We start from the raw sequence: 22,749 nt of genomic DNA on the forward strand, positions 1-22,749 counted from the left end.
CCAACGTGAGGGGACTCGATCCCTCTGATCAGTCTGGAAAGGTCGCTTATGGCGCGTCGCAAGAAAATCTACGAAGGCAAAGCCAAGATTCTGTATGAAGGCCCCGAGCCGGGCACGATTGTGCAGTATTTCAAGGATGACGCCACCGCGTTCAATGCGGAAAAGAAGGACGTGATCGATGGCAAGGGCGTGTTGAACAACCGCCTTTCCGAGTTCTTCATGAACGGTCTGAACCAGATCGGCGTGCCCACGCATTTCATCCGCCGCCTGAACATGCGCGAGCAACTGGTGCGCAATTGCGAGATTGTGCCCCTGGAAGTGATCGTGCGGAACTATGCCGCAGGGACGATGTCCAAACGTCTGGGCATTGCCGAAGGCACGCAGCTGCCGCGCCCGATTGTCGAGTATTGCTACAAGGATGACTCGCTGGGCGATCCGCTGGTCACCGAGGAACATATCGCTGCCTTCGGCTGGGCCAGCCAGCAGGATATGGACGATATTCTAAGCCTTGCGCTGCGCGTTAATGATTTCATGAGCGGCCTGATGCTGGCTGTCGGAATTCGCCTGATCGACTTCAAGATCGAAATCGGGCGCGTTTTCGATGGCGATTACCAGCGTTTGATCGTGGCCGATGAAATCAGCCCCGATAGCTGCCGGTTGTGGGATATTGAAACCGGTCAGAAGCTGGACAAGGACGTGTTCCGCCGTGATTTGGGCAATCTGACCGATGCTTATTCCGAGGTCGCGCGCCGTCTGGGTGTGCTGCCGAAAAGCAACGTGACCAAGCCAACGTTGATCAACTGATCCCTTTGGCTGATGAAACAAAGCGCCGCCGCGAAACCGGTGGCGCTTTTTTGTTGGGATTGAAAGCCCGTCCAGTGTGACCGCCCTTTGGGGATTCAGGGCCGCCGAATTGCCTGGCTTTGTCGCACAAGCCCGTCGGTGGCGGCGAGAAAACGACCTGCGTCAAACTGCGGTGCAAACAGGGTTGTCCCAAGGCCGCAACCACGCTATCCCCCGCGCAACGAAATGGGCCCTGACGCGCGGCCCGCAGGTGGAGTTGCGAAAATGAAAGCACGGGTGCATGTGATGCTCAAGAACGGGGTGCTGGACCCGCAGGGCGAGGCTGTGCGGCACGCATTGGGCGCCATGGGCTTTGATCAGGTCGAAGGTGTGCGCCAAGGCAAGGTGATCGACCTTGAGCTGGCAGACGGCGCGACCGAGGCTGACGTGACCGAGATGTGCGAGAAGCTGTTGGCCAATACGGTCATCGAACGCTACGAGATCGAACTGGTCTGATATTACCCGCAAAGGAGGGTCTGCCATGCGTGCTGCCGTCATCGTATTCCCCGGCTCGAACTGCGACCGGGACCTTGCCGTGGCTTTCGAACAGGCCGGTTTTCAGGTCGATATGGTCTGGCACAAGGACGCGGCATTGCCGGACGGGATCGACATCGTCGGCGTTCCGGGCGGCTTTTCCTATGGCGACTACCTGCGGTGCGGCGCGATTGCGGCCCAATCGCCGATCTGCAAGGCGGTGGTCGAACATACCGAGCGTGGCGGCTATGCCGTGGGTATCTGCAACGGCTTTCAGATCCTGACCGAGACCGGTATCCTGCCGGGCGCGCTGTTGCGTAATGCGGGGCTGAAATACATCTGCAGAACCGTCGGCCTGAAGGTCGAAACCAGCAACAGCGCCTTTACCGAAGGCTACAATGCTGGCGATGCGATCGGCATTCCGATTGCGCATCACGACGGCAACTATTTCGCGGATGATGCCACATTGTCCACGCTGCGCGATCAGGACCGGATAGCGTTCACCTATACCGAGAACCCGAACGGCTCGGTCGGGGATATTGCTGGTATTCTGTCGGAAAACCGTCGTGTTCTCGGGATGATGCCGCACCCGGAACGGGCCGCGGATGAAGGTCACGGCGGCACCGATGGTACGGCATTGTTCCGCGCATTGTCGGGTGTGCTCGCTCCGGCGTGACTTGAGGTTGGGCCCTAGCGCGCGTACCTTCTGGGGATGAGTACCGAGGTTCGCACAGGCTGGTCCAAACTGGCACGACCCTTTCGCGGGGCACCTCTGGGGTGGCGGCTGCGTCTGGCCATCATCCTGCTGCTTTTGGTCACGGTAGCAACGGTCTGGATCACCAACCGTCTGCTGACCGACCGCTTCACCGAAGACACCCGCAACAGCGCCGAACTGCGGCTGGCGCTGGATTCCGGCAACTTGCTGAGCGAGTTGCGCCGCAACGCCATTGTACCGCAATTGTTGTCGCGCGACCCGACGCTGATCTCGGCGTTGCAATCCAGTGATTATACGCTGTCCACCCAACGCCTGATTTCATTCGTCGAGGAAATCGGTGCCGCGTCGCTGATGCTGCTGGATGGAGACGGGCGCACGGTTGCCGCCACCGACCGAAACCGGCTGGGTGAGGCGCATCGCAACGCGCCTTATTTCGTGGATGCAATCCGGGCCAATTCGACCTTGTTTTCGGTCATACCAAGGGAATCCGGCGGCTACAGCTTTGTCTATTCGCGCCGAATTCAAGGTGCGGCCGAAATCCTCGGCGTGATCGTGGTCGAGGTCGATTTGCAGAAATTCGAGCGGGCCTGGGCCGGGATTTCGCACGCCGTTCTTGTGACCGACAGCACCGGCAACATCATCCTGTCCACCGAGCCGCAATGGCGGGGTCTGGATGAGACGTCGGCGATGCTGCGCCAGCCGCCTCAGGGCGCAATTCAACGTGCGATCCGGGCCACGACCGATTGGACGGCGCTGCCGCCCGACGCGTACCTGCAGGGTGAGGCGGTGATGCGAATGGAAAAACGCATCCCGTTCCGCGGCTGGCAGATGACCTCGTTCACCTCTTATGAGTCGGTGCGCGAGCGGGTGAACAGCGTGCTTGCGCTGGAAATCATGGGATTTGCGATTCTTCTGGCGCTGACCTTCTATGCGCTCAGCCGTCGGGCCACGTTGCGGATGGCCCTGTTCCAGCGCGAGTCGGCAGAGCTTCGCGCATTGAACACAAGGCTACAGCGGGAAATCGCTGAGCGGGAAAGGGTTGAAAAGACGCTGGATTTGGCCGAGCAGACCCTTGCCCAAAGCTCGAAACTGGCGGCGTTGGGCGAGATGTCTGCGGCGGTGAGCCACGAGCTCAATCAACCGCTGGCCGCGATGAAAACCTATCTGGCTGGCGCGCGTCTGCTGCTGCGCCGCAACCGCCCCGAAGAAGCGTTGGCCAGCTTTGGCCGCATCGATGGGCTGATCGAGCGCATGGGCGCAATCACGCGGCAGTTGAAATCCTACGCCCGCAAAGGGGCGGACGCGTTTTCACCTGTAAATCTTGGTGAAGCACTGGCCTCGTCCCTGTCGATGATGGAACCGCAACTGCGCCAACGACATGTGAAGATCACTCAGATCCTGCCGGAAGAACCTGTGGTGGTGATGGGTGACCGGATGCGGATCGAGCAGGTGATGGTCAACCTCTTGCGCAACGCGCTGGACGCCACCAAATCGGTGGCAGAGCCGGATGTGGAAATCATCCTGGCAGCGGGTGACATGGCGGTGCTGACCGTGCGCGACAACGGCTACGGGATCGAGGATATCGAGAACCTGTTCGAGCCGTTCTACACCACCAAGCAGCCCGGCGATGGCGTCGGACTGGGGCTTGCCATCTCGTCCGGGATCGTGAACGACCATGGTGGACGGCTAACCGCGCGCAACGGACAACACGGCGGCGCGGTGTTCGAGATGCAATTGCCGATACTGGGAAGCGACGGCCTTGAGGCCGCAGAATAAAAGGGAAGACTATGGCACAGGCCATGAAGATCGCCATTGTGGATGATGAACAGGACATGCGCCAGTCGATCAGCCAATGGCTGGCATTGTCCGGATATGACACCGAAACCTTTGCCAGCGCCGAGGATGCGTTGAAGGTGCTGGGGCCGGACTATCCGGGCATTGTGATCTCGGACATCAAGATGCCCGGGATGGATGGTATTCAGCTTTTGAAAAAGCTGATGGGGGCGGACAGCACTCTGCCGGTGATCATGATTACCGGTCACGGCGATGTACCCATGGCGGTTGAAGCGATGCGGGTTGGGGCGTTCGATTTCCTTGAAAAACCGTTCAATCCGGATCGCATGTCGGAACTGGCCAAACGCGCCAGCAATGCGCGGCGTCTGACGCTGGACAACCGGGCGCTGCGGCGCGAGCTGTCGGGCGGCACCCAAATCATGAACAAACTGATCGGGGCCAGCCCGGTTATGGAACGCCTGCGCGAGGATATTCTGGATCTGGGTCAGGCGGACGGTCACGTTTTGATCGACGGCGAGACCGGAACGGGTAAGACGCTGGTGGCCCATGCCCTGCACGCGGTTGGGAGCCGGGCGGGTAAAAAGTTCGTTCTGGTGTCCTGCGCGGCACTGGAAGAAGAGGCTTTGTCCAAGCGCCTGTTTGGCCCCATGATGCCCGAAGACGCTCAACTGCCTGCGATTGAGGAAGCCCGTGGTGGGACGCTGGTACTGGAGGATGTGGAGGCCCTAAGTGACACGCTGCAAGCGCGGTTGCTGAGCGTGATGAACGAACAGGGCACCCCGGCGGAAACACGCATCGTTGCGATTTCGAACCTGCAAGAGGCCGGAAAGACCAGCGAAGACGTGCTGCGCCCGGACCTGTTCTATCGGCTTGCCGCGTTGCGGATCACCATGCCGCCGCTGCGTCAGCGAGGTGAAGACATTCTGACCCTTTTCACCCGCCTCAGCGAGCAATTTGCCGAGGAATATGGCTGTGATGCGCCGCAGGTCAGCGCTCAGGAAGCGGCGCAGCTGTTGCAGGCCCCGTGGCCGGGCAATGTGCGTCAGTTGATCAACATCGCCGAACGGGCCGTGCTACAATCGCGGCGCGGGTCGGGGACGATTGCGTCCCTGCTGATGTCGGATCACGAGGAAATGCAGCCGGTGATGACCACCGAAGGCAAGCCGCTGAAAGAATACGTCGAGGCGTTCGAGCGGATGTTGATCGACAACACGATGCGGCGACATAAAGGTTCTATTGCCTCGGTCATGGATGAGCTGTGCCTGCCGCGCCGGACGTTGAACGAGAAGATGGCCAAATACGGGCTTCAACGGTCGGATTATTTGTGAGGCCGGGGAGGGGGGCCAGCCCCCCTCTTGAGCCATAGGCTCAATTCACCCCCCCGAGGTATTTTTGAACAGAAGAAGATGGGCGCGGCGCGTTTGAGATGGAAGGGATGCAGTTTGCCCATTGTGTTTTCCACAGGACTGCTTTTATTGTGTCCGGACGGGCCGGGCCATTTTTGCGCCTTTAAGCCCCGAATCTTTGAGTTTCGCTGCGTCGCAGCAGGTGATCTTTGGTTTTCACCGCGAGGCAGACCGATTGTGCCCCGATCCATGGGGCAGTTGAGTACCTGAGCCCGATGCGTCGGGTGAAAGGAATAAATGGGCAGGCAGCGATCCTAATCGCGCCTGTCGGAGAAGAACCGCGATGACGCGCGCGCAACGTTTGAGAGACCGGGCAGGGGGCCAAAGCGCCAGACCCTGCCGCGCGCCGTCTGATATCGCCCTGACAAGACACCTCCCCAAAAGCGCCTGTCCGCCTGGACGGGTCAGGACAACGCGTTTGGCGCGGTGCACCAAGGACACATGGCTAAGAAAATGCTTATCGATGCCACCCACGCGGAGGAAACCCGCGTCGTGGTGGTCGACGGAAACAAGGTCGAGGAGTTCGATTTTGAGTCCGAAAACAAACGCCAGCTTGCTGGCAACATCTATCTTGCAAAAGTAACCCGGGTCGAGCCGTCGCTGCAGGCGGCCTTTGTGGATTATGGCGGGAACCGGCATGGGTTCCTGGCGTTTTCCGAGATTCATCCCGATTACTACCAGATCCCCGTCGCCGACCGTGAGGCGCTGATGGAAGAAGAACGCGCTTATGCCGAGGCCATGAAGGCCCGGGATGAGGCGGAAGAGGCCAAGCCGAAAAAACGCCGGTCGCGGTCGCGGACCAAGGCGGCGGATGTGAAATCCGATGATGCGGTCGAGTCGATTGAAGTGTCGTCCGAACCGAGCGGCATGGAAACCATCGATCTTGAAGACGGGGAAGAGGCGGAACTGGCGGTGCCCGAGGGGACCTCACCGGTTGATTTGGTTGCAGACACTCCGGTGGAAGAGCCGGCGGATGAGGAAACGCCTGCAGAAGACGCGGCGGATGTAGCGGTCGAGGCCGGTGAGCAGGCCGCGGAAGAAACTGACTCTGCGGCTGAGACGCAAGCAGAGGGTGAGGCCGATGCAGAGGTGGACGCCTCGGCAGAGGACGCTGCGGACTCGTCGGACGAGGTGAGCGAGCCAGAGCAGGCTGAAGAAGAAGCCAAGGCCGATGCCGAAGGTGAGAACCCCGAAGACGGTAACGCACCATCGGATGCAACTGCCAAGGATGCTTCGATTGAATCGGTTGCGGATGAAGATGACAGCGAGGATATTCGCCCTCCGCGCAAGCCGCGGCCGCGTCGCTACAAGATTCAGGAAGTCATCAAGGTGCGCCAGGTTCTGCTGGTGCAGGTCGTCAAGGAAGAACGCGGCAACAAGGGTGCTGCGCTGACCACATATCTGTCGCTGGCCGGGCGCTACTGCGTTCTGATGCCAAACACCGCGCGCGGTGGCGGGATCAGCCGTAAGATTACCAATGCCCCCGACCGCAAGAAGCTGAAAGAGATTGCAGCCGAGATCGACGTACCGACCGGCGCGGGCCTGATCATCCGGACCGCCGGGGCCAAACGCACCAAATCCGAGATCAAGCGCGACTATGAATATTTGCAGCGTCTGTGGGAGCAGATCCGCGAGCTGACGTTGGAATCCATCGCGCCCGCGAAAATCTACGAGGAAGGCGATCTGATCAAACGGTCGATCCGCGACCTCTATAACCGCGATATCGATGAGGTTCTGGTTGAAGGCGAGGGCGGCTATCGCATCGCCAAGGACTTTATGAAGATGATCATGCCGTCGCACGCCAAGAACGTGAAACGGTATGAGGACGCGCTGCCGCTGTTCGCGCGCTATCAGGTGGAAAGCTATCTGGCGGGGATGTTCAACCCGACTGTGCAGCTGAAATCCGGTGGCTATATCGTGATCGGCGTGACCGAGGCGCTGGTGGCGATCGACGTGAACTCGGGCCGGGCCACCAAGGAAGGCTCGATCGAGGAAACGGCGCTCAAGACCAACCTTGAGGCGGCTGAGGAAGTGGCGCGGCAGTTGCGTCTGCGTGACCTTGCCGGACTGATCGTCATCGACTTTATCGATATGGACGAGCGCAAGAACAACACCGCTGTTGAGAAGCGCCTGAAAGACAAGCTGAAAACCGACCGTGCGCGCATTCAGGTTGGCCGCATCTCGGGCTTTGGCCTGCTAGAGATGAGCCGCCAGCGCCTGCGCCCCGGTATGCTGGAAGCGACCACGCAGCCGTGCCCGGCCTGTCATGGCACCGGCCTGATCCGCTCGGACGACAATATGGCGCTGTCGATCCTGCGTCAGATCGAAGAGGAAGGCACCCGCCGCCGCTCGCGCGAGGTGTTGGTGCGTTGCCCGGTGAGCATTGCAAACTTCCTGATGAACCAGAAGCGCGAGCATATCGCTCAGATCGAGGCGCGCTATGGTCTGTCGGTACGGGTCGAAGGTGATCTGCATCTGGTCAGCCCTGATTTCTCGATGGAGAAATTCAAGACCGCCAGCCGGATCGTGCCCGAGGCGACCGCGCCTGTTGTGTCTGCGGATGCCTCGCTGATGGATCTGGTCGATGCGACCGATGAGGATGAGGCTGAAGAGGAAACCGTTCAGGCCGAGGAAGAGACCAAGCCCAAGCGCAAGCGTCGCCGTCGCCGTCGGAAGAAGGGTGGCAATGCGGCTGAACAGCAAGACGCCGGGGCGGATTCTGATGCCGTGAGCGAAGAGGCCGGTTCTGACGAGGATGGCTCTGACGATGCAAAGCCCCAAGAGGGTGCCGACGCGTTCGAAGATGAGGACAAGCCCGCGAAGCCAAAACGCCGCCGTGCACCGCGTCGTAAGAAGAAGGATGCGGAACCGGTTGCGGCCGAAACTGAGGCAGAAACCGGTGACCCGGAAACGGCGGAAACGCAGGTGACTGAGGAAGCCCAAGCTGAGCCTGTTGCGGAACCCGAGGCCGAAGAGCCTGTTGCAGAACCCGAAGCCGAAGACGTTGCCGCAGAAGCCGAAGCCCCTGCAGTGTCTGAGCCCGAAGAGGTTCAGGCTGAGGCTGTTGAAGTCGCTGAGTCGGTGGAAGAGCCAATCGAAGCCGCAGACGCTCAGGAAGACCCTGCTGAGGCGGAAGAGGTTACAGCCGAACCTGTCGTCGAAGACACGCCTGCCGAACCGGTAGCAGAAGAAACCGCAGCCGAACCGGTCTTGGAAACGGTGGCGGAAGAGCCCGAAAAGCCCAGCGAACCGCCAAAACCCAAACGGCGCGGATGGTGGTCCTTGGGCCAGTAAACAAAAGAAAGGCGGGCCAGGTGCCCGCCTTTTTCTTTGGCTCGATCCGATCAGGCTGATTTTTGGATCAGATAGACCTGATGGCCATTCTCTTCTTCCTGCGACAGCAAGTTATGGCCGCTTTCCATGCAGAAATGTGGAACATCGACGATTGCGGCTGGGTCATCCGCCAGCACACGCAAAAGCCCCCCAGCAGGCAGGGATTTCAGCCGCTTTCGGGCCTTCAGAACGGGCAGGGGGCACAAAAGCCCTAGCGCGTCGAGTATCTCGGGTTCGTCAGTCATGTTGATTGAGATATTTCCAACAGGCGACGCTGTCCAGCATGCAACATACGACCACGAGGATGTGACTGAATGGCCCCGTGACGAAATCCACCTGATACCATATGTGCTTAGTCATGTTCGGAATTGATATCATCGACGCGGGGCTGCTGCCCGCCATGTTCATCGCCATGATCGGTGGGTTGATCAGTTTTCTGTCGCCCTGCGTTCTGCCGATTGTGCCGCCCTATCTGGCATATATGAGCGGCGTGACCATCAATGAGATGCAGGATGAGGCACGCGCGCGGCGCAAGGCGACCCTGTCGGCGCTGTTCTTTGTTCTGGGCCTGTCGACCGTCTTTCTGCTGCTGGGCTTTACCGCCTCGGCGTTTGGGGCGTTTGTGCTGAAGAATCAGGTGCTGTTTGCAAAGCTCTCGGGCGCGGTGGTTATTGTCTTTGGTCTGCACTTTCTGAACGTTTTCCGCATTCCGCTGCTGGACCGCGAGGCGCGGGTTGAAACCGGTGATTCCGGAGGCTCGGTGTTCGGCGCTTATATCCTTGGTCTGGCCTTTGCCTTTGGCTGGACGCCCTGCATCGGCCCGCAGTTGGGAGCCATCCTGTCCCTGGCGGCGTCAGAGGCATCGGTTGCGCGCGGCACGTTGTTGCTGGGTGTTTATGCTGCGGGTCTGGGCATTCCGTTCCTGCTGGCGGCGATGTTCCTGAACCGCTCGATGAGTGTGATGAACCGGATCAAGCCCTACATGGGCACGATTGAGAAGGTGATGGGCGGTCTACTGCTGTTCGTTGGGATCATGCTGATCACCGGCCTTTTCACCGAATTCAGCTGGTGGCTGCTGGAAACCTTCCCGGCACTGGCGGTTCTGGGCTGATCCTCCTTACCTTGGCCGCAATGCTGCGTTAACCTGCGCAGCAGAAGGTAAGGCCATGAGCAGTCACACAAATCAGCCTCAGGTGAGTAAACGCCGGGTGTTCTACATCCCTGGCTACGACCCGATTCCGGCGCGCCGGTACCGTGAGCTGTATCGGACCGAGTCGCAGGCGCAGGCCGAAATTTCGGGCTATAAGATTGCTATGTCTCCCAAACCTGTCGAAGGACCATTTGGCTGGCACGTGACATCGGCTCAGGATGGCATGGAGGTCCAGACGGACATAGACGTTCTGGTCTGGTCCGACATCGTGCGCGACAGCATGTCCGGGTCGATTTTGGCGACCTATCTTCAACTCGGGCGCACGGCGTGGACTTATATCTCAACCGGCACGCTGAAACGGCTCAGTCAGTTGCGGAAAGGGCCGGTGATCGCGGCGCTGTATCCGGTTGGCATGCTCTTACTGCAATTGGCGGCTGCGATGATCGTCGTGGCGGTTGCGGTGGCTACTCTGGGTTTGTGGGGTCTGTTGCCCTCATTGGCTTTAGCTTACCTGCTGCTTCAATGGTTTCGAAAGATCGATAACCGGTTGTTCGCCTACTACCTCATGCACGATTACGCCTATTCAGCGCAGCTGAACGGGGAAACTCCCGCCGGGCTGCAGGATCGTTTGGATGAGTTTGTGCACCTGATTGATGCCGCGTTTGACACGGACGTGGACGAGGTTCTGGTCGTCGGCCACAGCTCTGGCGCGCATCTGGGCGTGTCCATTCTGGCCGATTTGATCCGCGCGCGCGGCGATCTGCCGAACCGCCCGGTTCTGTCCTTTTTGACCCTCGGGCAGGTGGTTCCGATGGTCTCGTTTCTGCCCAAGGCCACAAAACTGCGCGGTGATCTGCGGTTTATGTCGTCGCAAAAGGCCGTGACCTGGGTCGATGTTTCGGCGCCGGGCGATGGGTGTTCCTTTGCCCTTTGCGATCCGGTTGCGGTTAGCGGGGTGGCCGGGCCGGACAAGATCTGGCCGCTGGTCCTGTCTGCGGCGTTCACTCAGACGCTGTCGCCTGAACGCTGGCGAGAATTGCGGTGGAAATTCTTCCGGCTGCATTTTCAATACCTTTGCGCTTTTGACCAACCCGGAACTTATGACTACTTCCGCATCACGGCAGGCCCCCAAACACTGGGCGCACGGTTCAAGGGGCGAACCCCGTCCAAAACCCGTATCGAGACCGCGGTTTCGAAACATACGAGTGTCGACGCATGACCCCGCCCAAACCGCGCTCTCGTCCTGATCGTGTTTCGCTGTGGCGCTTTCTCAAACTGTTCCGCCGCGATCTGCTGTCCGCGCAGCCCGAGCGGTTGTACCGCGCCTGGATGGCCGAGTTTCGAACGCCTTTCTTCCGGTCCTACATGATCAACCAGCCGGACCTGGTTGAAACCGTTTTGAAAAAGCGCCCCGACGACTTTCCTAAATCCGGCCGTATCAGTGAGGGGCTGCGCCCATTGTTGGGCAATTCGGTCTTCCTGACCAATGGCGAGGTCTGGAAACGCCAGCGCCGCATCATCGACCCTGCTTTCGAGGGCGGACGTCTGAAAGACACGTTTCCCGCCATGCTGGCCGCCGCGGACGCCTGCGTTGAACGGCTGCGCGGTCAGGCCGGGGCTGAGGTCGAATGCGAAGAGGTGACCAGCCACGCCGCAGCCGATGTTATCTTTCGCACGCTGTTTTCCGTACCGATCGAGCATGAGATCGCCGCCGAGGTGTTTCGTAAGTTCCGAACCTATCAGCGCGAACAACCGTTGCTGAATCTGGCGGCCTTTGTGCCGCTGCCACGCTGGTTGCCCCGGTTGCATTCGAAACGCACCCGTCAGACGGCTCGGGAAATCCGCGACCTTATCGCCAGACTCACGTCCGAGCGGGCCGTGGCGATTGCCCAAGGCGAGGCCCCGGATGATCTGGCAACCAAGATCATGACGACGCCTGATCCCGAAACCGGTGCGTGTTTTGACACCGAAGAGATGATCGATCAGGTCGCGATCTTCTTTCTGGCGGGCCATGAAACCAGCGCCTCGGCGCTTGCGTGGACGTTGTACCTGATGGCGCTGTACCCTGAGTGGCAGGAGAAAGTCGCGCAAGAGGCCGAGGCGTTGGACGTCCCCTCCTTCGCCGTCATGTCCAAGCTGAAGCTCAGCCGTGATGTGTTTCGCGAGGCATTGCGGCTGTACCCGCCGGTGCCGATGATGGTGCGGCAAGCCTCTTGCCCTGAAAGATTTCGCAATCGCGAAGTGCCGAAGGGGTCCCAGATCGTTATCAGCCCGTGGCATCTGCACCGCCAAGAACGGTTGTGGGATAACCCCGACGCATTCGATCCGGCACGCTGGCACACCGAAAATGGCAAGTCCTGTCAGCGCGACGCCTATATCCCGTTCTCCACCGGCCCGCGTGTCTGTACCGGGGCGGGGTTTGCGATGGTCGAGGGGCCGTTGATCCTTTCCACGCTATTGCGCAGGTTCAGATTCGAAACAATCGCCGAAAAAACACCGGTTCCGGTGGCCCATCTGACCGTCAGATCGAAAGACGGCATTTGGTTGCGCGTGGTTGAGCGCTAACAAACTATCATCGCCCAACGCCGTGCTGTATGCGAAGAATGAAATCGGAATCATTCTTGAACGGGAAAACATTATGTCCAAAGCAGAACAGCGCGCGCAGATGTCCAATGGCGCAGGGTTTATCGCAGCACTGGATCAAAGCGGCGGATCGACTCCCAAGGCGCTGGCGCTTTATGGCGTGGATGCCTCGCAATATGGATCGGACGAGGAAATGTTCGGCGAAATCCAGCAAATGCGCGCGCGGATTATTCTGGCGGATGACTTCACCAAGGACAAAGTGATCGGCGCGATCCTGTTCGAACGCACTTTGGGCGAGGAAATCGAAGGTCGCAAAGTGGCCGATTATCTGTGGTCGGTCAAAGGGATCGTGCCGTTCCTGAAAATCGACAAAGGGCTGGAAGATCAGGCCAATGGCGTTCAGATGATGAAGCCCATTCCGGGGCTGGCTGAAACCTTGGGCAAGGCTGAGGGCGTGTTCGGGACCAAGGAACGCTCGGTCATCCACGAAGCCAACGCCGAAGGCATCGCCGCTGTGGTCGCGCAGCAATTCGACGTTGCGCGCGAGGTTGTCGCCGCAGGCATGGTTCCGATCATCGAGCCTGAGGTGAACATCAACTCGGACACCAAGGCCGAGGCCGAAGATATCCTGAAGGGTGAGTTGCTGAAAAACCTCGACCAGTTGGACGAGGGGCAGGATGTGATGCTCAAGCTAACCATCCCGAGCAACGCGAACCTGTATGACGAGGTTGCAGATCATCCGCGCGTCGTGCGTGTCGTGGCGCTGTCGGGCGGGTATTCGACCGAGCAGGCCTGTGATCTTCTGGGTCAGAACGGCAAGATGATCGCCTCGTTCTCGCGCGCATTGACCGAAGGACTGTCGAAGCAGCAATCAGAAGCCGAGTTCAACGCGGCTTTGGGCGGCAATATCGACAAGATCTTCAACGCGTCCTGCTAAGCCTCAGACCGGTTTGACAAAATCGCGGCGCATCTGCGCCGCTTTTTCCCGGCATAAGCAGCCCTCGGCATGGTCATTGACCAATCCCATCGCCTGCATGAAGGCAAAGACCGTGGTGGGTCCGACGAATTTCCAACCGCGTTTCTTCAGGTCCTTCGACATGGCGATGGATTCAGCCGAGGTTGAGGCGCTGCGTGGCGGCGGCGGGATTTCCGGCTCATACCGCCAGACATAAGCGGCCAGAGAGCCTTCCGAGGCGACCAGTTCTTGCGCGCGGCGGGCATTGTTGATCACCGCTTCGATCTTGCGGCGATGGCGGATGATGCCTGTGTCCTGCGACAGACGTTCGACCTCTGCATCGGAAAACTCGGCCATCCTGTTGAAATCAAACCCACAAAAGGCTGCGCGAAAATTCTCGCGCTTGCGCAGGATCGTCAGCCAGCTGAGGCCGGACTGAAAGCTTTCAAGACACAGTTTCTCGAACAACCGTTGGTCGTCGGCCACCGGGTATCCCCACTCATTATCGTGATAGTCCGGAAACTCGGGCGCGGCCAAAGACCACGTGCACCGAGGTTTTCCGTCTGGGCCGATGGCTGTGTCCGTCATGCGCGTACCCTTTTTGTTCTCACCTCACGCTACACGCATTGCAAGCGTGCTTGCAAGGGTCAAACCTTGTCGCGGTACCAGTTCAATATGAAGACCCGAATAGCGGATGCCAGGCCTGTTTCGGGATCACGAGCCACATCAATCTCTGCCGCCAAAGCATTGATTGGTTGATCTTTTTCCTGTGCAATATCCCGAAAGGCCCGCCAGAACTCATCTTCCAGAGACACCGAAGTGCGATGCCCTTTAAGCGTCAGGGACCGTTTGACGGGACGGCCGCTCATTCATCCAACTCGTGATTGTCCAGGTCGCGCTTCTGCTTGTCCTGCCGCAGTTTCACGACGTCTTTTTCGGCCTTGGTCCGCCCAAAGGCGACAGCGTTCTGATCTGCGCGGGCCTTCTTTTCGGCCCGCGCCCTTTCTTTGCGAAACCGGTTCAGATTGACCGGCTTGCCCATCAGTTTTTCGGGCCGATCATCTGCTCGGGCCGGACAACGGCGTCAAAGGTTGCCTCATCCACAAAGCCCAGCGCGATGGCCTCTTCCTTCAGGGTCGTCCCGTTCTTATGCGCGGTCTTGGCAACGGTGGTGGCGTTGTCATAGCCGATCGTGGGCGCCAGTGCGGTGACCAGCATCAGCGATTCCTTCATCAGCTTGTCGATGCGCGGTTCGTTGGCCTTGATGCCCAACAGCATCCGTTCGGTAAAGCTGTCGGCAGCGTCACCCAGCAACTGGATCGATTGCAGCAGGTTGTAGGACATCATCGGGTTATAGACGTTCAGCTCAAAATGCCCCTGCGACCCGGCAAAGGTCATCGCGGCGTTGTTGCCCATTACATGGGCCGCGACCTGAGTCAGCGCCTCGGCCTGAGTCGGGTTCACCTTGCCCGGCATGATCGATGAGCCGGGCTCGTTTTCAGGCAGGATCAGTTCACCGAGACCAGAACGCGGGCCGGAGCCCAGAAACCGGATGTCATTGGCGATCTTGTAGCAACTGCCTGCAATCGTCGCCAAAGCACCAGACAGGAAGACCATGGCGTCATGGGCGGCCAGCGCCTCGAACTTGTTCGGGGCCGTCACAAAGGGCAGGCCGGTGATCTCGGCCATATGGCCTGCGACCGCTTCACCCCATCCATTTTGGGTATTCAGGCCGGTGCCGACGGCTGTGCCGCCTTGCGCCAATTCATAGATCCCCGGCATCGCCGCGTGCACGCGGGCAATCCCTTGACGGATCTGGTGGGCGTAGCCGCTGAATTCCTGACCCAATGTCAGGGGCGTTGCGTCCTGAGTATGGGTCCGGCCGATCTTGATGATGTCCTTGAACTCTTCGGCCTTCTGTTCCAGCCCCGAGGCCAGTTTCTCAAGACCCGGCAGCAACACGTCGCGCACGCTCATCGCGGTGGCGATATGCATGGCGGTGGGGAAGGTGTCGTTCGAGGACTGACCCATGTTGCAGTGATCGTTCGGGTGCACCGGGTCTTTCGAACCGATGACTCCGCCCAGAATCTCGATGGCGCGGTTTGCGATCACCTCGTTCGAGTTCATGTTCGACTGCGTGCCCGAACCGGTCTGCCAGACGACCAGAGGGAAGTTGTCGTCAAACTTGCCCTCAAACACCTCACCGGCCGCCTGAATGATCGCGTCAGCGATTTTGGCGTCCAGCTTGCCGGTCGCCTTGTTTTCCATGGCGCAGGCTTGCTTGATCACGCCCAGCGCGCGCACGATGGCCACGGGCTGTTTCTCCCACCCGATGGGGAAGTTCATGATCGAGCGCTGCGTCTGCGCCCCCCAATACTTGTCGGCAGGAACCTCGAGCGGGCCAAAGCTGTCGGATTCGGTGCGGGTCTGAGACATCTGTCACTCCGTCTGGTATGCAGTCGTATGCCGTTTAGCGGCCACAACGCCGTGACGCAATCGGCCAGTTGCGCGCACCTTAGACATACGGTCCCGAAAGGTATAGCCGCCGGATGGCATCATTTTAATTTGCACCGCACAGGATTGTGCCATTGTGCGCACCGCGCGCTTGTTTAGAATAAGGTGGCTGCGGTCGAGGAGGTTTAAATGCCCGAATCTGAACGGATATCGCCAATCAACGCCATCGCGGTGGCTTTGGCCGCAACCTTGTGGATCGCAGTTCTAAGCGTGTCGGCCCGCGCCGCCGACGTAACGCCGTTTGTCGGAGACTATATCGGTTCGGCAAATGTGGTGGACGCGGACGGAACAAGCACGCCCCGAGACATGAGCGTTTCGATTCACGAGACCAAGAACGGCTTTAATGTCAGTTGGAAAACAACGACCTACAAGCTGGACGGGCGCGTCAAGGAACAGGCGTTTTCAATCGATTTCCAACCGTCTGACCGGCCCGACGTGTTCGCCGCCGCGATGAAGCGCAATGTCTTTGGTCATGAGGTTCCGTTGGACCCCATGAAAGGTGAACCCTTTGTCTGGGGCCGCATCGACGGGGACACGATGACCGTGTTTTCACTGTTTATCGATGAGACCGGCGGATATGAATTGCAGCAGTTCGACCGCACTCTGGCCGAGGGTGGTCTGAACCTGTCCTTCTCGCGCTTTATCAACGGCGAAAAGTCCCGCTCGGTCGAAACGTTTCTGAAGAAATAATAAACCCCGCGTGGGTCGCGGGGTTTCAGGGCCTATTTGCGGAAGCTGTCCAACGAGACGACGTCTGCGTCGTGGTGTTCCTCAGGCTCTTCAACCTCAATCGACTCTTCGATGAAGTTGTCTTCTTCCAGCTCGTCCTCGGGGCTTTCGAACCGCAGGCCAAACTCGACGGACGGGTCCACGAAGGTTTTGATGGAGGTATAGGGGATATACAGCGGCTCGGGCGCGTCGCCGAAGTTCAGCGTGATGGCAAAGCCGGTCTCGCCAACCTCAAGGTTTTCGAACCAGTGCTGCATGACAATTGTCATCTCTTCTGGATACCGCTCGCGCAGCCAATCCGCGATCTGCACGCCGGGTTCACGGGTGTCGAAGGTGATGAAAAAATGATGGGTGCCGGGCAGGCCGGTTTCGGAAACGCCGGTCAGAACCGTTTTGATGAGACCGCGCATGGCGGTGTGCATCAGGTTTCCATAGTCGATGTCTTGCGACATGTGTGATCCTCGAAAGTGGTTATCCCCAGCATAGGCGTTTTAACTGGAAACGAAAGAGCAGGTATGGCCGGATTGATCAGAATAGATGGATGGCCATGCCAGCCAGAGCCATCAGCGCCAGTACCGTTGCCATCCCCAATTTTGCCTTGAAAATCAATAGACCTGCGGCAAATGTCAGGGCCAGAGCAGTATAATTTGCGGATAACACGTCCGGAACAGGAGTTGACAGCGGCCCCCAGCTTGCCTGACCGACCACATCAAAGAGAACATTTAGGGCGAACCACACGGACAGGTTGAGAATCACACCGACCACCGCCGCCGTGATGCCGTGCAGCGCGGCTGTCAGCCTTGGCCTCGTCGCAAGGCTGTCCAGATAGGGGGCGGCCAGAAAAATCCAGAGGAAACAGGGAACAAATGTCGCCCATAGCGCCACAGCACCCGCTGCCAGGGCCAATGTGACGCCGCCGTTTATCTGCCCGGTCAGCATGGCAACGAACTGCGTCACCAGAATCAGCGGCCCCGGCGTTGTTTCGGCAAGGCCCAGCGCGTCGATCATCTGGCCTGTGCTGATCCAGTTGTACTGATCGACGACCGTCTGAGTCATGTAGGCCAGAACCGCGTAAGCGCCGCCAAAAGTCACAACCGCCAGACGGGCAAAGAACCAGCCCAGATCGCTGAGCAGTTGGTGCCCCGACAGTGTCAGCAGGACCAGCGGTCCCAGCCACAGGGGCAGCCAAATGGCTATCGTACGAAACGGTTTTGCCAAGGTCGTTGCAGCGGTGGGTTCGGGTGCGGGTACCGCGCCCTTGAAACTGAGATACCCCCAAAGAGCAGCCGTCAGAATGATCAAAGGGAACGGAATGTTGAACAGGAAAATGCCCAGAAACCCGAGACCCGCGAGGATGCGGTGTTCCCCATCCGACAGCGCCTTGCGGGACAGTTTGAGCAAAGCCTGTAGGACAATCACGATGACCGTGGCCTTGATCCCAAGAAAGGCCGACTGAACCAGGGGCAGGGTGCCAAATGCTGCGTAAAGCATCACCAAAGCCGCGATCACAATCGCGCCGGGCAGCACAAACAGGGTTCCGGCAATCAACCCGCCGGTCACGCCGCGCAGGCGCCAACCCGCATAGGTCGCCAGTTGCATGGCTTCGGGGCCCGGCAGTAACATGCACAAGGACAAGGCTCGCAGATAGGCTTGCTCATCCAGCCAGGGCCGACGTTCAACCAACTCGTGATGCATCAGCGAGATCTGAGCGGCCGGCCCTCCGAAGGACAGAAGGCCAATCCTGCCGAACACTTGCGTTAATTCCCTGAGTGTAGGCGTCATGATCTGCGATCCGTCGGCCAGTCATGGGTTTCTTCAAACCCGTCGCGCGCCCATCGGTACAGGGCGTCATAGAGATGCATCCCGGCCTCAAGGTTTTCGTGATCGTCACGATATTGTCGTGACAGGCCGACCGAGATGGCCAGTAATCCGGCTGCCTCGGGGGCAAGGTCGTGGCGATTGGTGTCCGCAGCCCGCACCACGGTTGCAAGCCGATCCAACGCTTCAGAGCGCAGGCGCAGCTCGTCCAACAGTGTATCAAATGTGCAGGCGTCGCCTCGGTGGCTCCAGAATGCGTTTTCGATGTCAAAGGGCGTGGCGTTGAATTTTTCTGCGACGCTTTCCACCTCGGCTGGCGCGACGAACAGAAATTTCGCCTTGGGGTCGACAAAGCGACGGATCAGCCAGGGGCAGGCGATACGGTCAATCTTTGGACGGTGCCGCGTGACCCACAGTGTCTGCCCGTTAACCGGCGACGGCACAGACGCGGCCGGAATGCGCAGGCCGTCCGGCAGGTCGCGCCAACCATACATGCCGCCATCCAGATACTCAGCCGCGCAGCCTTCACTGCGCAGCCAGGAAACGACACCTTGGCTGAGTTTCTTGCCCTTTTGACAGATGATAACGCTGCGGCGATCCGAGACCAGCCGCACAAGCCCCGCAATGTCTGCGACCGGGTGCCGGAATGAACCGGGGATCAGATACGGATCCTCCGCAAAATCTTCGTCCAGACAAATATCCACCAGCATCGGGGCCTGAGGTGTGCCGATCAGACGCGACAATTGCTTTGGGGTAATGGAGTTTGGCGATGCCATGGCATGTTCCTTGTAGTCTCGGATACATGCGAAACTTGGGCTGACGCCTCACGGGGCGTTCGCAATCTTACCCCATGGCTCTAGCTACCGTGCAAGCCGCCCATGGGTCAAGATTGCACCACCCTTGGATCAGGCCCAATCCAGTCTTTGCCCCGTCATACAAACCGGCAGTGTGTCCTGCGGAAACTGCCCCAGTTGTTCGAAAAGCGAGACGAAATCGAACTGATTATAGGCTTCGACCATCTTGTCGCCCTTGAATCGCGCCATGACCTGCCCGGTGACCTCCAGCGGTGCCCCGTTATCGGCGCGGAAGGTTTTGACGTGCAGAATGGCTGAAACCCAATCGCCGTTTTCGATGATTTTGGGCATCTCAACAGTGATCTCGCCAAGGATATGACGGAAGGCCATGACCAGATCGCGGAAATCGTCGGCGCCCACCTGCATTTCGGGGATCAACCCCTCGGCCATCGTATCGGGCGCAAAATACTGATCGATCGCTTCGGTGTTTCCCTGTTCCCAAACCTCGGCGTACCATGCTTTTAGGATATCTGTGTGTTTCATCCCGGCTCTCCTGTCTGACTGGGATGACAGTGGACGAAAGGGATGAACAAACTCTAAATCTGCACAGAAAAAGAATTAAACTCAGACATTATAATGTGGAAATGCAGGTTTCTGTTGCCAGGTACCTGCGAACCCCGCCTTACGCGGCTAGGCGCAAGGGCTTAGATTTCGGTCTTGTTACTGCTTACGCAGCAACTGCAACCGGAGCACGATTGTCGTTTGCAATTGTACTATTTTCGCCGGTAACGGTGGCAGACAGCCGAGACAAAGCTAACCCCTTTAGACGTTCGTCGATCCTGTTTCGGCCCCAAAATCCCCAAACGAAGGATGGTTGGTGGAGCCGCCGGGTACCGCCCCCGGGTCCGATCCGCTTATTACGAGCGCGTTTATGTCCATAGTCCCGAAGGACATACCCTATATAGGTGAGGCGGCGCTGGGTTGCAAATCCAGATTTTTGGATGCGGATACGTTCAAGAACAGATGGTTACGTTGTTTTGTTGAAGTTCGCCGCAATCAGCCAGACGGCCAGTACAAGTTCGATTCCACCAAAAGTGGCTGCTTTGACGAATGGCGGGTTGTCCAACGCCAGCGACACGAACCGCCCAAGCGCCGCCCCTGCGTAGACCACGCCCAACATTGTGTAGGCCATCGGCGCGTTCAGCCAGATCACGGCAATGCCGGTCACAACAAACAACCCTCCGACCGAGGCGCGCAATTCACTTAGGCCCATTGTGCTGTCGGTCGGGGCCAGATCCAGCGCGTTGGCGGTGTGGGCGGGGGCCAGAAAGCCGAAAAGGCCGAATCCGATGGTCAGCAATGCGACGATTACATTCAGGGTTGTTACCATTTCGGCCTCTTCCAACTTGCTTATCCGACGACAACGGTAATCCGTTGTTTTCCGAAGAAAAGAACTAAATCGCAGACCACAGCCCCAGAACTCCAACCAGAATCAGACTGAGCGCCCAGATCAATTCCAGATTGAACCAACTGCGGGACAGGAATTGCAGGCCCAGCCAGCGATAGACGGCATAGGCCAAAAGACCCCCGCCAAGGATCATCGCGGCGGTATGCAGCGCCGCCACGCCCAGAACCAGCAGGCCATTCGTTGTCATGATCCGCAAGATTGCCTGATGCCCGGCATCCAATTCATCCAAGCCGCACAGGCCCAGATAGATCGGAACCAGCATCAGCGCGGCCCCATGCGCCAGCGCCACCAGAAAGGACCAAAGCGCCAGTTTGCTTGGGGGGACGCGCGACAAAAATCGAGGGTGGCGCTGGGTGAGGGCGATATACAGACCCATCGCGATGACGATCAGTGCGGCCCCGATGCGAATCTCGCGTTGGTAGTCAACCAGTACGGTCATAAGGGCAAAGGGCAGCAGGACCCCCAGCATCGCCACGAAGTGCCCGCCTGCCAAGGCCACCAGCGCGCGCCAGAGGGCGGATTGGCGCTGCTCCATCAATGCCGAAGAAACAGCCAGCGGCCAGCCCATTCCGGGGTTCAGCCCGTGATACGCGCCGCTGAGAACAACGGCCAGCCACAGGCCAGCCGTTGATGTCATCAGAGCCTCCAACTCAGACCGAGGGGTAGCAGAAGCTGTCGGTCGAGCAGTCTCCGCCCTCTAGCCGGATCTGGTGGCTGCGGTAGCCGTCGGGGAATTCGACCCAGAAGTTCGGGTCCAGCGTCAGGCCACCGTTTTCGCCGACATCGGCCTTGACCATCGCCGCGCCGCGTTCACCGGGATAGAACTGATCATCCCATGTGGAATAAAGCGAGTTGGTCCAGTAGACGCGTTTACCGTCTCGGCTAATCTCCACCATCTGCGGGCCGTAACCAAAATCCTGACCGTTTGGATGTTTGGTTTTCTTGACGATACCACCGATTTCAACCTTGCCCGCCAGCGTCGGGTTCATCGGGTCCGAGACATCGTACTGATGCATCTCACCCGTGCCCCAGCAAGCGACATAGAGATATTTGTCGTCGAGGCTCAGGTCGATATCAGTGACCAATGGCGGAACGGCCGAGAATCCCTTCAGCAGATCGGGCAGGTCATCCGGGTCGGCTGGTTGCGGGTCGATGGTGATGGTCTTTTTGGCCTCGAACGTGCCGTCCTCATTGCGCCACCACGTGAAAATCGCGCCTTGCAGGTTGGTGGTGTCCACAACCACGCCGCAGAACCCGTATTGCTTGACCGGATCATGGGCCGGGCGGATTTCCAGCGCCATCTGGTGGTTTTCACCCAGATCGATGGTCTGGATATTGGTCCGGTTGCGCAGGTTCCAGAAGTGGATGCTGTGACCGTATTTGTTCGACAACAGATCCTCGGCCACGATGCCGTTTTCGAACTGCGGAGGAAGTCCCCATTCAGAACTGACCATGTAATCGCGTGGCAGGTTCCACCAGAAATCATAGTGCTTGTCCTGCACGCCGCGCTCGATCTCATACCGCCCTATGATCTCAAAGCTTTGGCAATCCATGATGAAGATACCCGGCGGGCCATCGGTCCCATCTTCACCGCCACCACCCAGCGTGCTGACATAGATGCCCTCGGGGCCGCAATGGATGGTGTGAGGGCGGGAATACCCCGTCTTTGCAAAGACTTCTTCGGGTTCGATGATCTTGTGGATCTTGGCCTCAAGCGGGTTCTTGACGTCGATCACGTAAATCCGGCTCGACCGAATACCCGGAATAATCAGATAGCGCCGTTCCAGAAACGCATGGCCGGTAAGCGGTGACAAGGCCGAGGAACAGGCGTTCCAGCCAAAATGATGAAACTCATCACCTTTTTCCGGCATCATCACCTTGTGGACGATCTTGCCGAAATCGTCGGATGTCGGATCGACATTCACAACCGCCAGCCCGTCGGGTTGCGAAAAATCCGGGCTCAGCATCAGCGTGAAAGCAAGCGTCTCGGCGGGGCCCTCCATCGCCAGCTTGGCGGATGGATAAAAGGTTGGGTCCGGTCTTGTGTTCATAACGTCCTCCCGTAAGCAATTGATATTCAATTTGTATTGAGAGTTCCGGTCTTGGCGCCGGGTGACATCCTGCCTGCTCTGTCTTCCTTGTGCCTGTTCGTCTGCGTCAATCCTGGGGCCTG

23 protein-coding genes and 1 other RNA gene are annotated in these 22,749 nt (G+C 58.9%); 11 read left to right on the top strand and 13 right to left on the bottom strand.

The features are described 5' to 3' along the window. Window positions 1–48 precede the first annotated feature (48 nt). The 6 genes from purC (at window position 49) to ACR0KX_RS07080 (ending at window position 8,526) form a co-directional block, all read left to right on the top strand. A complete protein-coding gene (purC, locus tag ACR0KX_RS07055; protein WP_170450855.1) occupies window positions 49–804 on the top strand; it encodes a phosphoribosylaminoimidazolesuccinocarboxamide synthase in 756 nt (251 codons plus the stop codon). Between the two features lie 264 nt (window positions 805–1,068). Beyond that, entirely contained in the window at window positions 1,069–1,299 is a 231-nt protein-coding gene (gene purS, locus ACR0KX_RS07060) for a phosphoribosylformylglycinamidine synthase subunit PurS (RefSeq protein ID WP_117872765.1), read from the top strand. Window positions 1,300–1,324: 25 nt separating this feature from the next. Beyond that, window positions 1,325–1,993, top strand: a complete 669-nt coding sequence (purQ, locus tag ACR0KX_RS07065) for a phosphoribosylformylglycinamidine synthase subunit PurQ (RefSeq protein ID WP_170621766.1) — start codon at window positions 1,325–1,327, stop codon at window positions 1,991–1,993. Between the two features lie 36 nt (window positions 1,994–2,029). Next, window positions 2,030–3,808, top strand: coding sequence for an ATP-binding protein (locus ACR0KX_RS07070; protein WP_170518427.1), 1,779 nt, complete (start codon window positions 2,030–2,032; stop codon window positions 3,806–3,808). An 11-nt stretch (window positions 3,809–3,819) separates the two neighbouring features. After that, on the top strand, window positions 3,820–5,154 hold the full coding sequence (locus tag ACR0KX_RS07075) for a sigma-54-dependent transcriptional regulator (protein ID WP_170450850.1): 1,335 nt from the start codon (window positions 3,820–3,822) through the stop codon (window positions 5,152–5,154). Window positions 5,155–5,673: 519 nt separating this feature from the next. Further along, window positions 5,674–8,526: an Rne/Rng family ribonuclease gene (locus tag ACR0KX_RS07080; RefSeq protein ID WP_480708157.1), complete on the top strand. Its 2,853-nt coding sequence runs from the start codon at window positions 5,674–5,676 to the stop codon at window positions 8,524–8,526. A gap of 50 nt (window positions 8,527–8,576) precedes the next feature. Here the strand turns inward: ACR0KX_RS07080 and ACR0KX_RS07085 are convergent, their stop codons facing one another. Then, entirely contained in the window at window positions 8,577–8,810 is a 234-nt protein-coding gene (locus ACR0KX_RS07085; RefSeq protein WP_170450846.1) for a sulfurtransferase TusA family protein, read from the bottom strand. Window positions 8,811–8,923: 113 nt separating this feature from the next. Between ACR0KX_RS07085 and ACR0KX_RS07090 the strand changes: the two genes are divergently transcribed. The 4 genes from ACR0KX_RS07090 to ACR0KX_RS07105 all read left to right on the top strand — a co-directional run bounded on the left by ACR0KX_RS07090 (window position 8,924) and on the right by ACR0KX_RS07105 (window position 13,235). Then, window positions 8,924–9,676, top strand: a complete 753-nt coding sequence (locus ACR0KX_RS07090; protein WP_170450844.1) for a cytochrome c biogenesis protein CcdA — start codon at window positions 8,924–8,926, stop codon at window positions 9,674–9,676. Between the two features lie 55 nt (window positions 9,677–9,731). Then, on the top strand, window positions 9,732–10,934 hold the full coding sequence (locus tag ACR0KX_RS07095) for a hypothetical protein (protein WP_170621768.1): 1,203 nt from the start codon (window positions 9,732–9,734) through the stop codon (window positions 10,932–10,934). After that, complete coding sequence (locus ACR0KX_RS07100) at window positions 10,931–12,280, top strand: cytochrome P450 (RefSeq protein ID WP_170621769.1); 1,350 nt, start codon at window positions 10,931–10,933, stop codon at window positions 12,278–12,280. Before ACR0KX_RS07095 ends, ACR0KX_RS07100 begins: the two co-directional genes overlap by 4 nt. Before the next feature lie 73 nt (window positions 12,281–12,353). After that, window positions 12,354–13,235 (top strand): fructose bisphosphate aldolase, encoded by an 882-nt coding sequence (locus ACR0KX_RS07105; protein ID WP_170621770.1) that lies wholly within the window; start codon window positions 12,354–12,356, stop codon window positions 13,233–13,235. Between the two features lie 3 nt (window positions 13,236–13,238). On the opposite strand, the gene ACR0KX_RS07110 is transcribed toward ACR0KX_RS07105, so the two are convergent. The 4 genes from ACR0KX_RS07110 to fumC are packed head-to-tail and all read right to left on the bottom strand — an operon-like array spanning window position 13,239 to window position 15,689. Then, window positions 13,239–13,841: a DNA-3-methyladenine glycosylase I gene (locus tag ACR0KX_RS07110; protein ID WP_170621771.1), complete on the bottom strand. Its 603-nt coding sequence runs from the start codon at window positions 13,839–13,841 to the stop codon at window positions 13,239–13,241. A 59-nt stretch (window positions 13,842–13,900) separates the two neighbouring features. Continuing rightward, window positions 13,901–14,122: a ribbon-helix-helix domain-containing protein gene (locus ACR0KX_RS07115; RefSeq protein ID WP_170621772.1), complete on the bottom strand. Its 222-nt coding sequence runs from the start codon at window positions 14,120–14,122 to the stop codon at window positions 13,901–13,903. Then, window positions 14,119–14,295, bottom strand: a complete 177-nt coding sequence (locus ACR0KX_RS07120; RefSeq protein ID WP_170450832.1) for a DUF4169 family protein — start codon at window positions 14,293–14,295, stop codon at window positions 14,119–14,121. Before ACR0KX_RS07120 ends, ACR0KX_RS07115 begins: the two co-directional genes overlap by 4 nt. Next, on the bottom strand, window positions 14,295–15,689 hold the full coding sequence (gene fumC, locus ACR0KX_RS07125; RefSeq protein ID WP_170450830.1) for a class II fumarate hydratase: 1,395 nt from the start codon (window positions 15,687–15,689) through the stop codon (window positions 14,295–14,297). The genes ACR0KX_RS07120 and fumC overlap by 1 nt, the downstream gene beginning before the upstream one ends. A 207-nt stretch (window positions 15,690–15,896) precedes the next feature. Here fumC and ACR0KX_RS07130 point away from each other — a divergent pair, with 207 nt between their 5' ends. Beyond that, window positions 15,897–16,457 carry a hypothetical protein gene (locus ACR0KX_RS07130; protein ID WP_480708160.1) on the top strand — a complete coding sequence of 187 codons (561 nt, stop codon included), beginning with the start codon at window positions 15,897–15,899 and terminating at the stop codon, window positions 16,455–16,457. A gap of 32 nt (window positions 16,458–16,489) precedes the next feature. Here ACR0KX_RS07130 and ACR0KX_RS07135 read toward each other — a convergent pair whose 3' ends face one another. The 8 genes from ACR0KX_RS07135 to ACR0KX_RS07170 all read right to left on the bottom strand — a co-directional run bounded on the left by ACR0KX_RS07135 (window position 16,490) and on the right by ACR0KX_RS07170 (window position 22,627). Continuing rightward, entirely contained in the window at window positions 16,490–16,948 is a 459-nt protein-coding gene (locus tag ACR0KX_RS07135) for a ClpXP protease specificity-enhancing factor SspB (protein ID WP_170450827.1), read from the bottom strand. Window positions 16,949–17,024: 76 nt separating this feature from the next. Further along, entirely contained in the window at window positions 17,025–18,278 is a 1,254-nt protein-coding gene (chrA, locus tag ACR0KX_RS07140; protein WP_170621774.1) for a chromate efflux transporter, read from the bottom strand. Continuing rightward, window positions 18,275–19,090 (bottom strand): sulfurtransferase/chromate resistance protein, encoded by an 816-nt coding sequence (locus ACR0KX_RS07145; protein WP_170450823.1) that lies wholly within the window; start codon window positions 19,088–19,090, stop codon window positions 18,275–18,277. Before ACR0KX_RS07145 ends, chrA begins: the two co-directional genes overlap by 4 nt. 129 nt (window positions 19,091–19,219) lie before the next feature. Continuing rightward, window positions 19,220–19,651 carry an ester cyclase gene (locus tag ACR0KX_RS07150; RefSeq protein WP_170450821.1) on the bottom strand — a complete coding sequence of 144 codons (432 nt, stop codon included), beginning with the start codon at window positions 19,649–19,651 and terminating at the stop codon, window positions 19,220–19,222. A 100-nt stretch (window positions 19,652–19,751) separates the two neighbouring features. After that, window positions 19,752–20,099, bottom strand: a transfer-messenger RNA (tmRNA) gene (gene ssrA, locus ACR0KX_RS07155). Window positions 20,100–20,135: 36 nt separating this feature from the next. Next, the gene (locus ACR0KX_RS07160) at window positions 20,136–20,498 is read right to left on the bottom strand and encodes a DUF4345 family protein (protein WP_170518469.1); all 363 of its coding nucleotides are present in this window, start codon (window positions 20,496–20,498) and stop codon (window positions 20,136–20,138) included. Window positions 20,499–20,562: 64 nt separating this feature from the next. After that, a complete protein-coding gene (locus ACR0KX_RS07165; protein ID WP_480708163.1) occupies window positions 20,563–21,213 on the bottom strand; it encodes a hypothetical protein in 651 nt (216 codons plus the stop codon). Between the two features lie 13 nt (window positions 21,214–21,226). Next, on the bottom strand, window positions 21,227–22,627 hold the full coding sequence (locus tag ACR0KX_RS07170; RefSeq protein WP_170518475.1) for a selenium-binding protein SBP56-related protein: 1,401 nt from the start codon (window positions 22,625–22,627) through the stop codon (window positions 21,227–21,229). Window positions 22,628–22,749: the final 122 nt, after the last annotated feature.

This window comes from Ruegeria sp. BG5, from assembly GCF_056538425.1.

Bases quoted from the DNA above. Each gene is read 5' to 3' on its own strand.
- purC (WP_170450855.1), top strand. From the start codon at position 49: ATGGCGCGTCGCAAGAAAATCTACGAAGGCAAAGCCAAGATTCTGTAT.
- purS (WP_117872765.1), top strand. From the start codon at position 1,069: ATGAAAGCACGGGTGCATGTGATGCTCAAGAACGGGGTGCTGGACCCG.
- purQ (WP_170621766.1), top strand. From the start codon at position 1,325: ATGCGTGCTGCCGTCATCGTATTCCCCGGCTCGAACTGCGACCGGGAC.
- ACR0KX_RS07070 (WP_170518427.1), top strand. From the start codon at position 2,030: ATGAGTACCGAGGTTCGCACAGGCTGGTCCAAACTGGCACGACCCTTT.
- ACR0KX_RS07075 (WP_170450850.1), top strand. From the start codon at position 3,820: ATGGCACAGGCCATGAAGATCGCCATTGTGGATGATGAACAGGACATG.
- ACR0KX_RS07080 (WP_480708157.1), top strand. From the start codon at position 5,674: ATGGCTAAGAAAATGCTTATCGATGCCACCCACGCGGAGGAAACCCGC.
- ACR0KX_RS07085 (WP_170450846.1), bottom strand. From the start codon at position 8,810: ATGACTGACGAACCCGAGATACTCGACGCGCTAGGGCTTTTGTGCCCC.
- ACR0KX_RS07090 (WP_170450844.1), top strand. From the start codon at position 8,924: ATGTTCGGAATTGATATCATCGACGCGGGGCTGCTGCCCGCCATGTTC.
- ACR0KX_RS07095 (WP_170621768.1), top strand. From the start codon at position 9,732: ATGAGCAGTCACACAAATCAGCCTCAGGTGAGTAAACGCCGGGTGTTC.
- ACR0KX_RS07100 (WP_170621769.1), top strand. From the start codon at position 10,931: ATGACCCCGCCCAAACCGCGCTCTCGTCCTGATCGTGTTTCGCTGTGG.
- ACR0KX_RS07105 (WP_170621770.1), top strand. From the start codon at position 12,354: ATGTCCAAAGCAGAACAGCGCGCGCAGATGTCCAATGGCGCAGGGTTT.
- ACR0KX_RS07110 (WP_170621771.1), bottom strand. From the start codon at position 13,841: ATGACGGACACAGCCATCGGCCCAGACGGAAAACCTCGGTGCACGTGG.
- ACR0KX_RS07115 (WP_170621772.1), bottom strand. From the start codon at position 14,122: ATGAGCGGCCGTCCCGTCAAACGGTCCCTGACGCTTAAAGGGCATCGC.
- ACR0KX_RS07120 (WP_170450832.1), bottom strand. From the start codon at position 14,295: ATGGGCAAGCCGGTCAATCTGAACCGGTTTCGCAAAGAAAGGGCGCGG.
- fumC (WP_170450830.1), bottom strand. From the start codon at position 15,689: ATGTCTCAGACCCGCACCGAATCCGACAGCTTTGGCCCGCTCGAGGTT.
- ACR0KX_RS07130 (WP_480708160.1), top strand. From the start codon at position 15,897: ATGCCCGAATCTGAACGGATATCGCCAATCAACGCCATCGCGGTGGCT.
- ACR0KX_RS07135 (WP_170450827.1), bottom strand. From the start codon at position 16,948: ATGTCGCAAGACATCGACTATGGAAACCTGATGCACACCGCCATGCGC.
- chrA (WP_170621774.1), bottom strand. From the start codon at position 18,278: ATGACGCCTACACTCAGGGAATTAACGCAAGTGTTCGGCAGGATTGGC.
- ACR0KX_RS07145 (WP_170450823.1), bottom strand. From the start codon at position 19,090: ATGGCATCGCCAAACTCCATTACCCCAAAGCAATTGTCGCGTCTGATC.
- ACR0KX_RS07150 (WP_170450821.1), bottom strand. From the start codon at position 19,651: ATGAAACACACAGATATCCTAAAAGCATGGTACGCCGAGGTTTGGGAA.
- ACR0KX_RS07160 (WP_170518469.1), bottom strand. From the start codon at position 20,498: ATGGTAACAACCCTGAATGTAATCGTCGCATTGCTGACCATCGGATTC.
- ACR0KX_RS07165 (WP_480708163.1), bottom strand. From the start codon at position 21,213: ATGACATCAACGGCTGGCCTGTGGCTGGCCGTTGTTCTCAGCGGCGCG.
- ACR0KX_RS07170 (WP_170518475.1), bottom strand. From the start codon at position 22,627: ATGAACACAAGACCGGACCCAACCTTTTATCCATCCGCCAAGCTGGCG.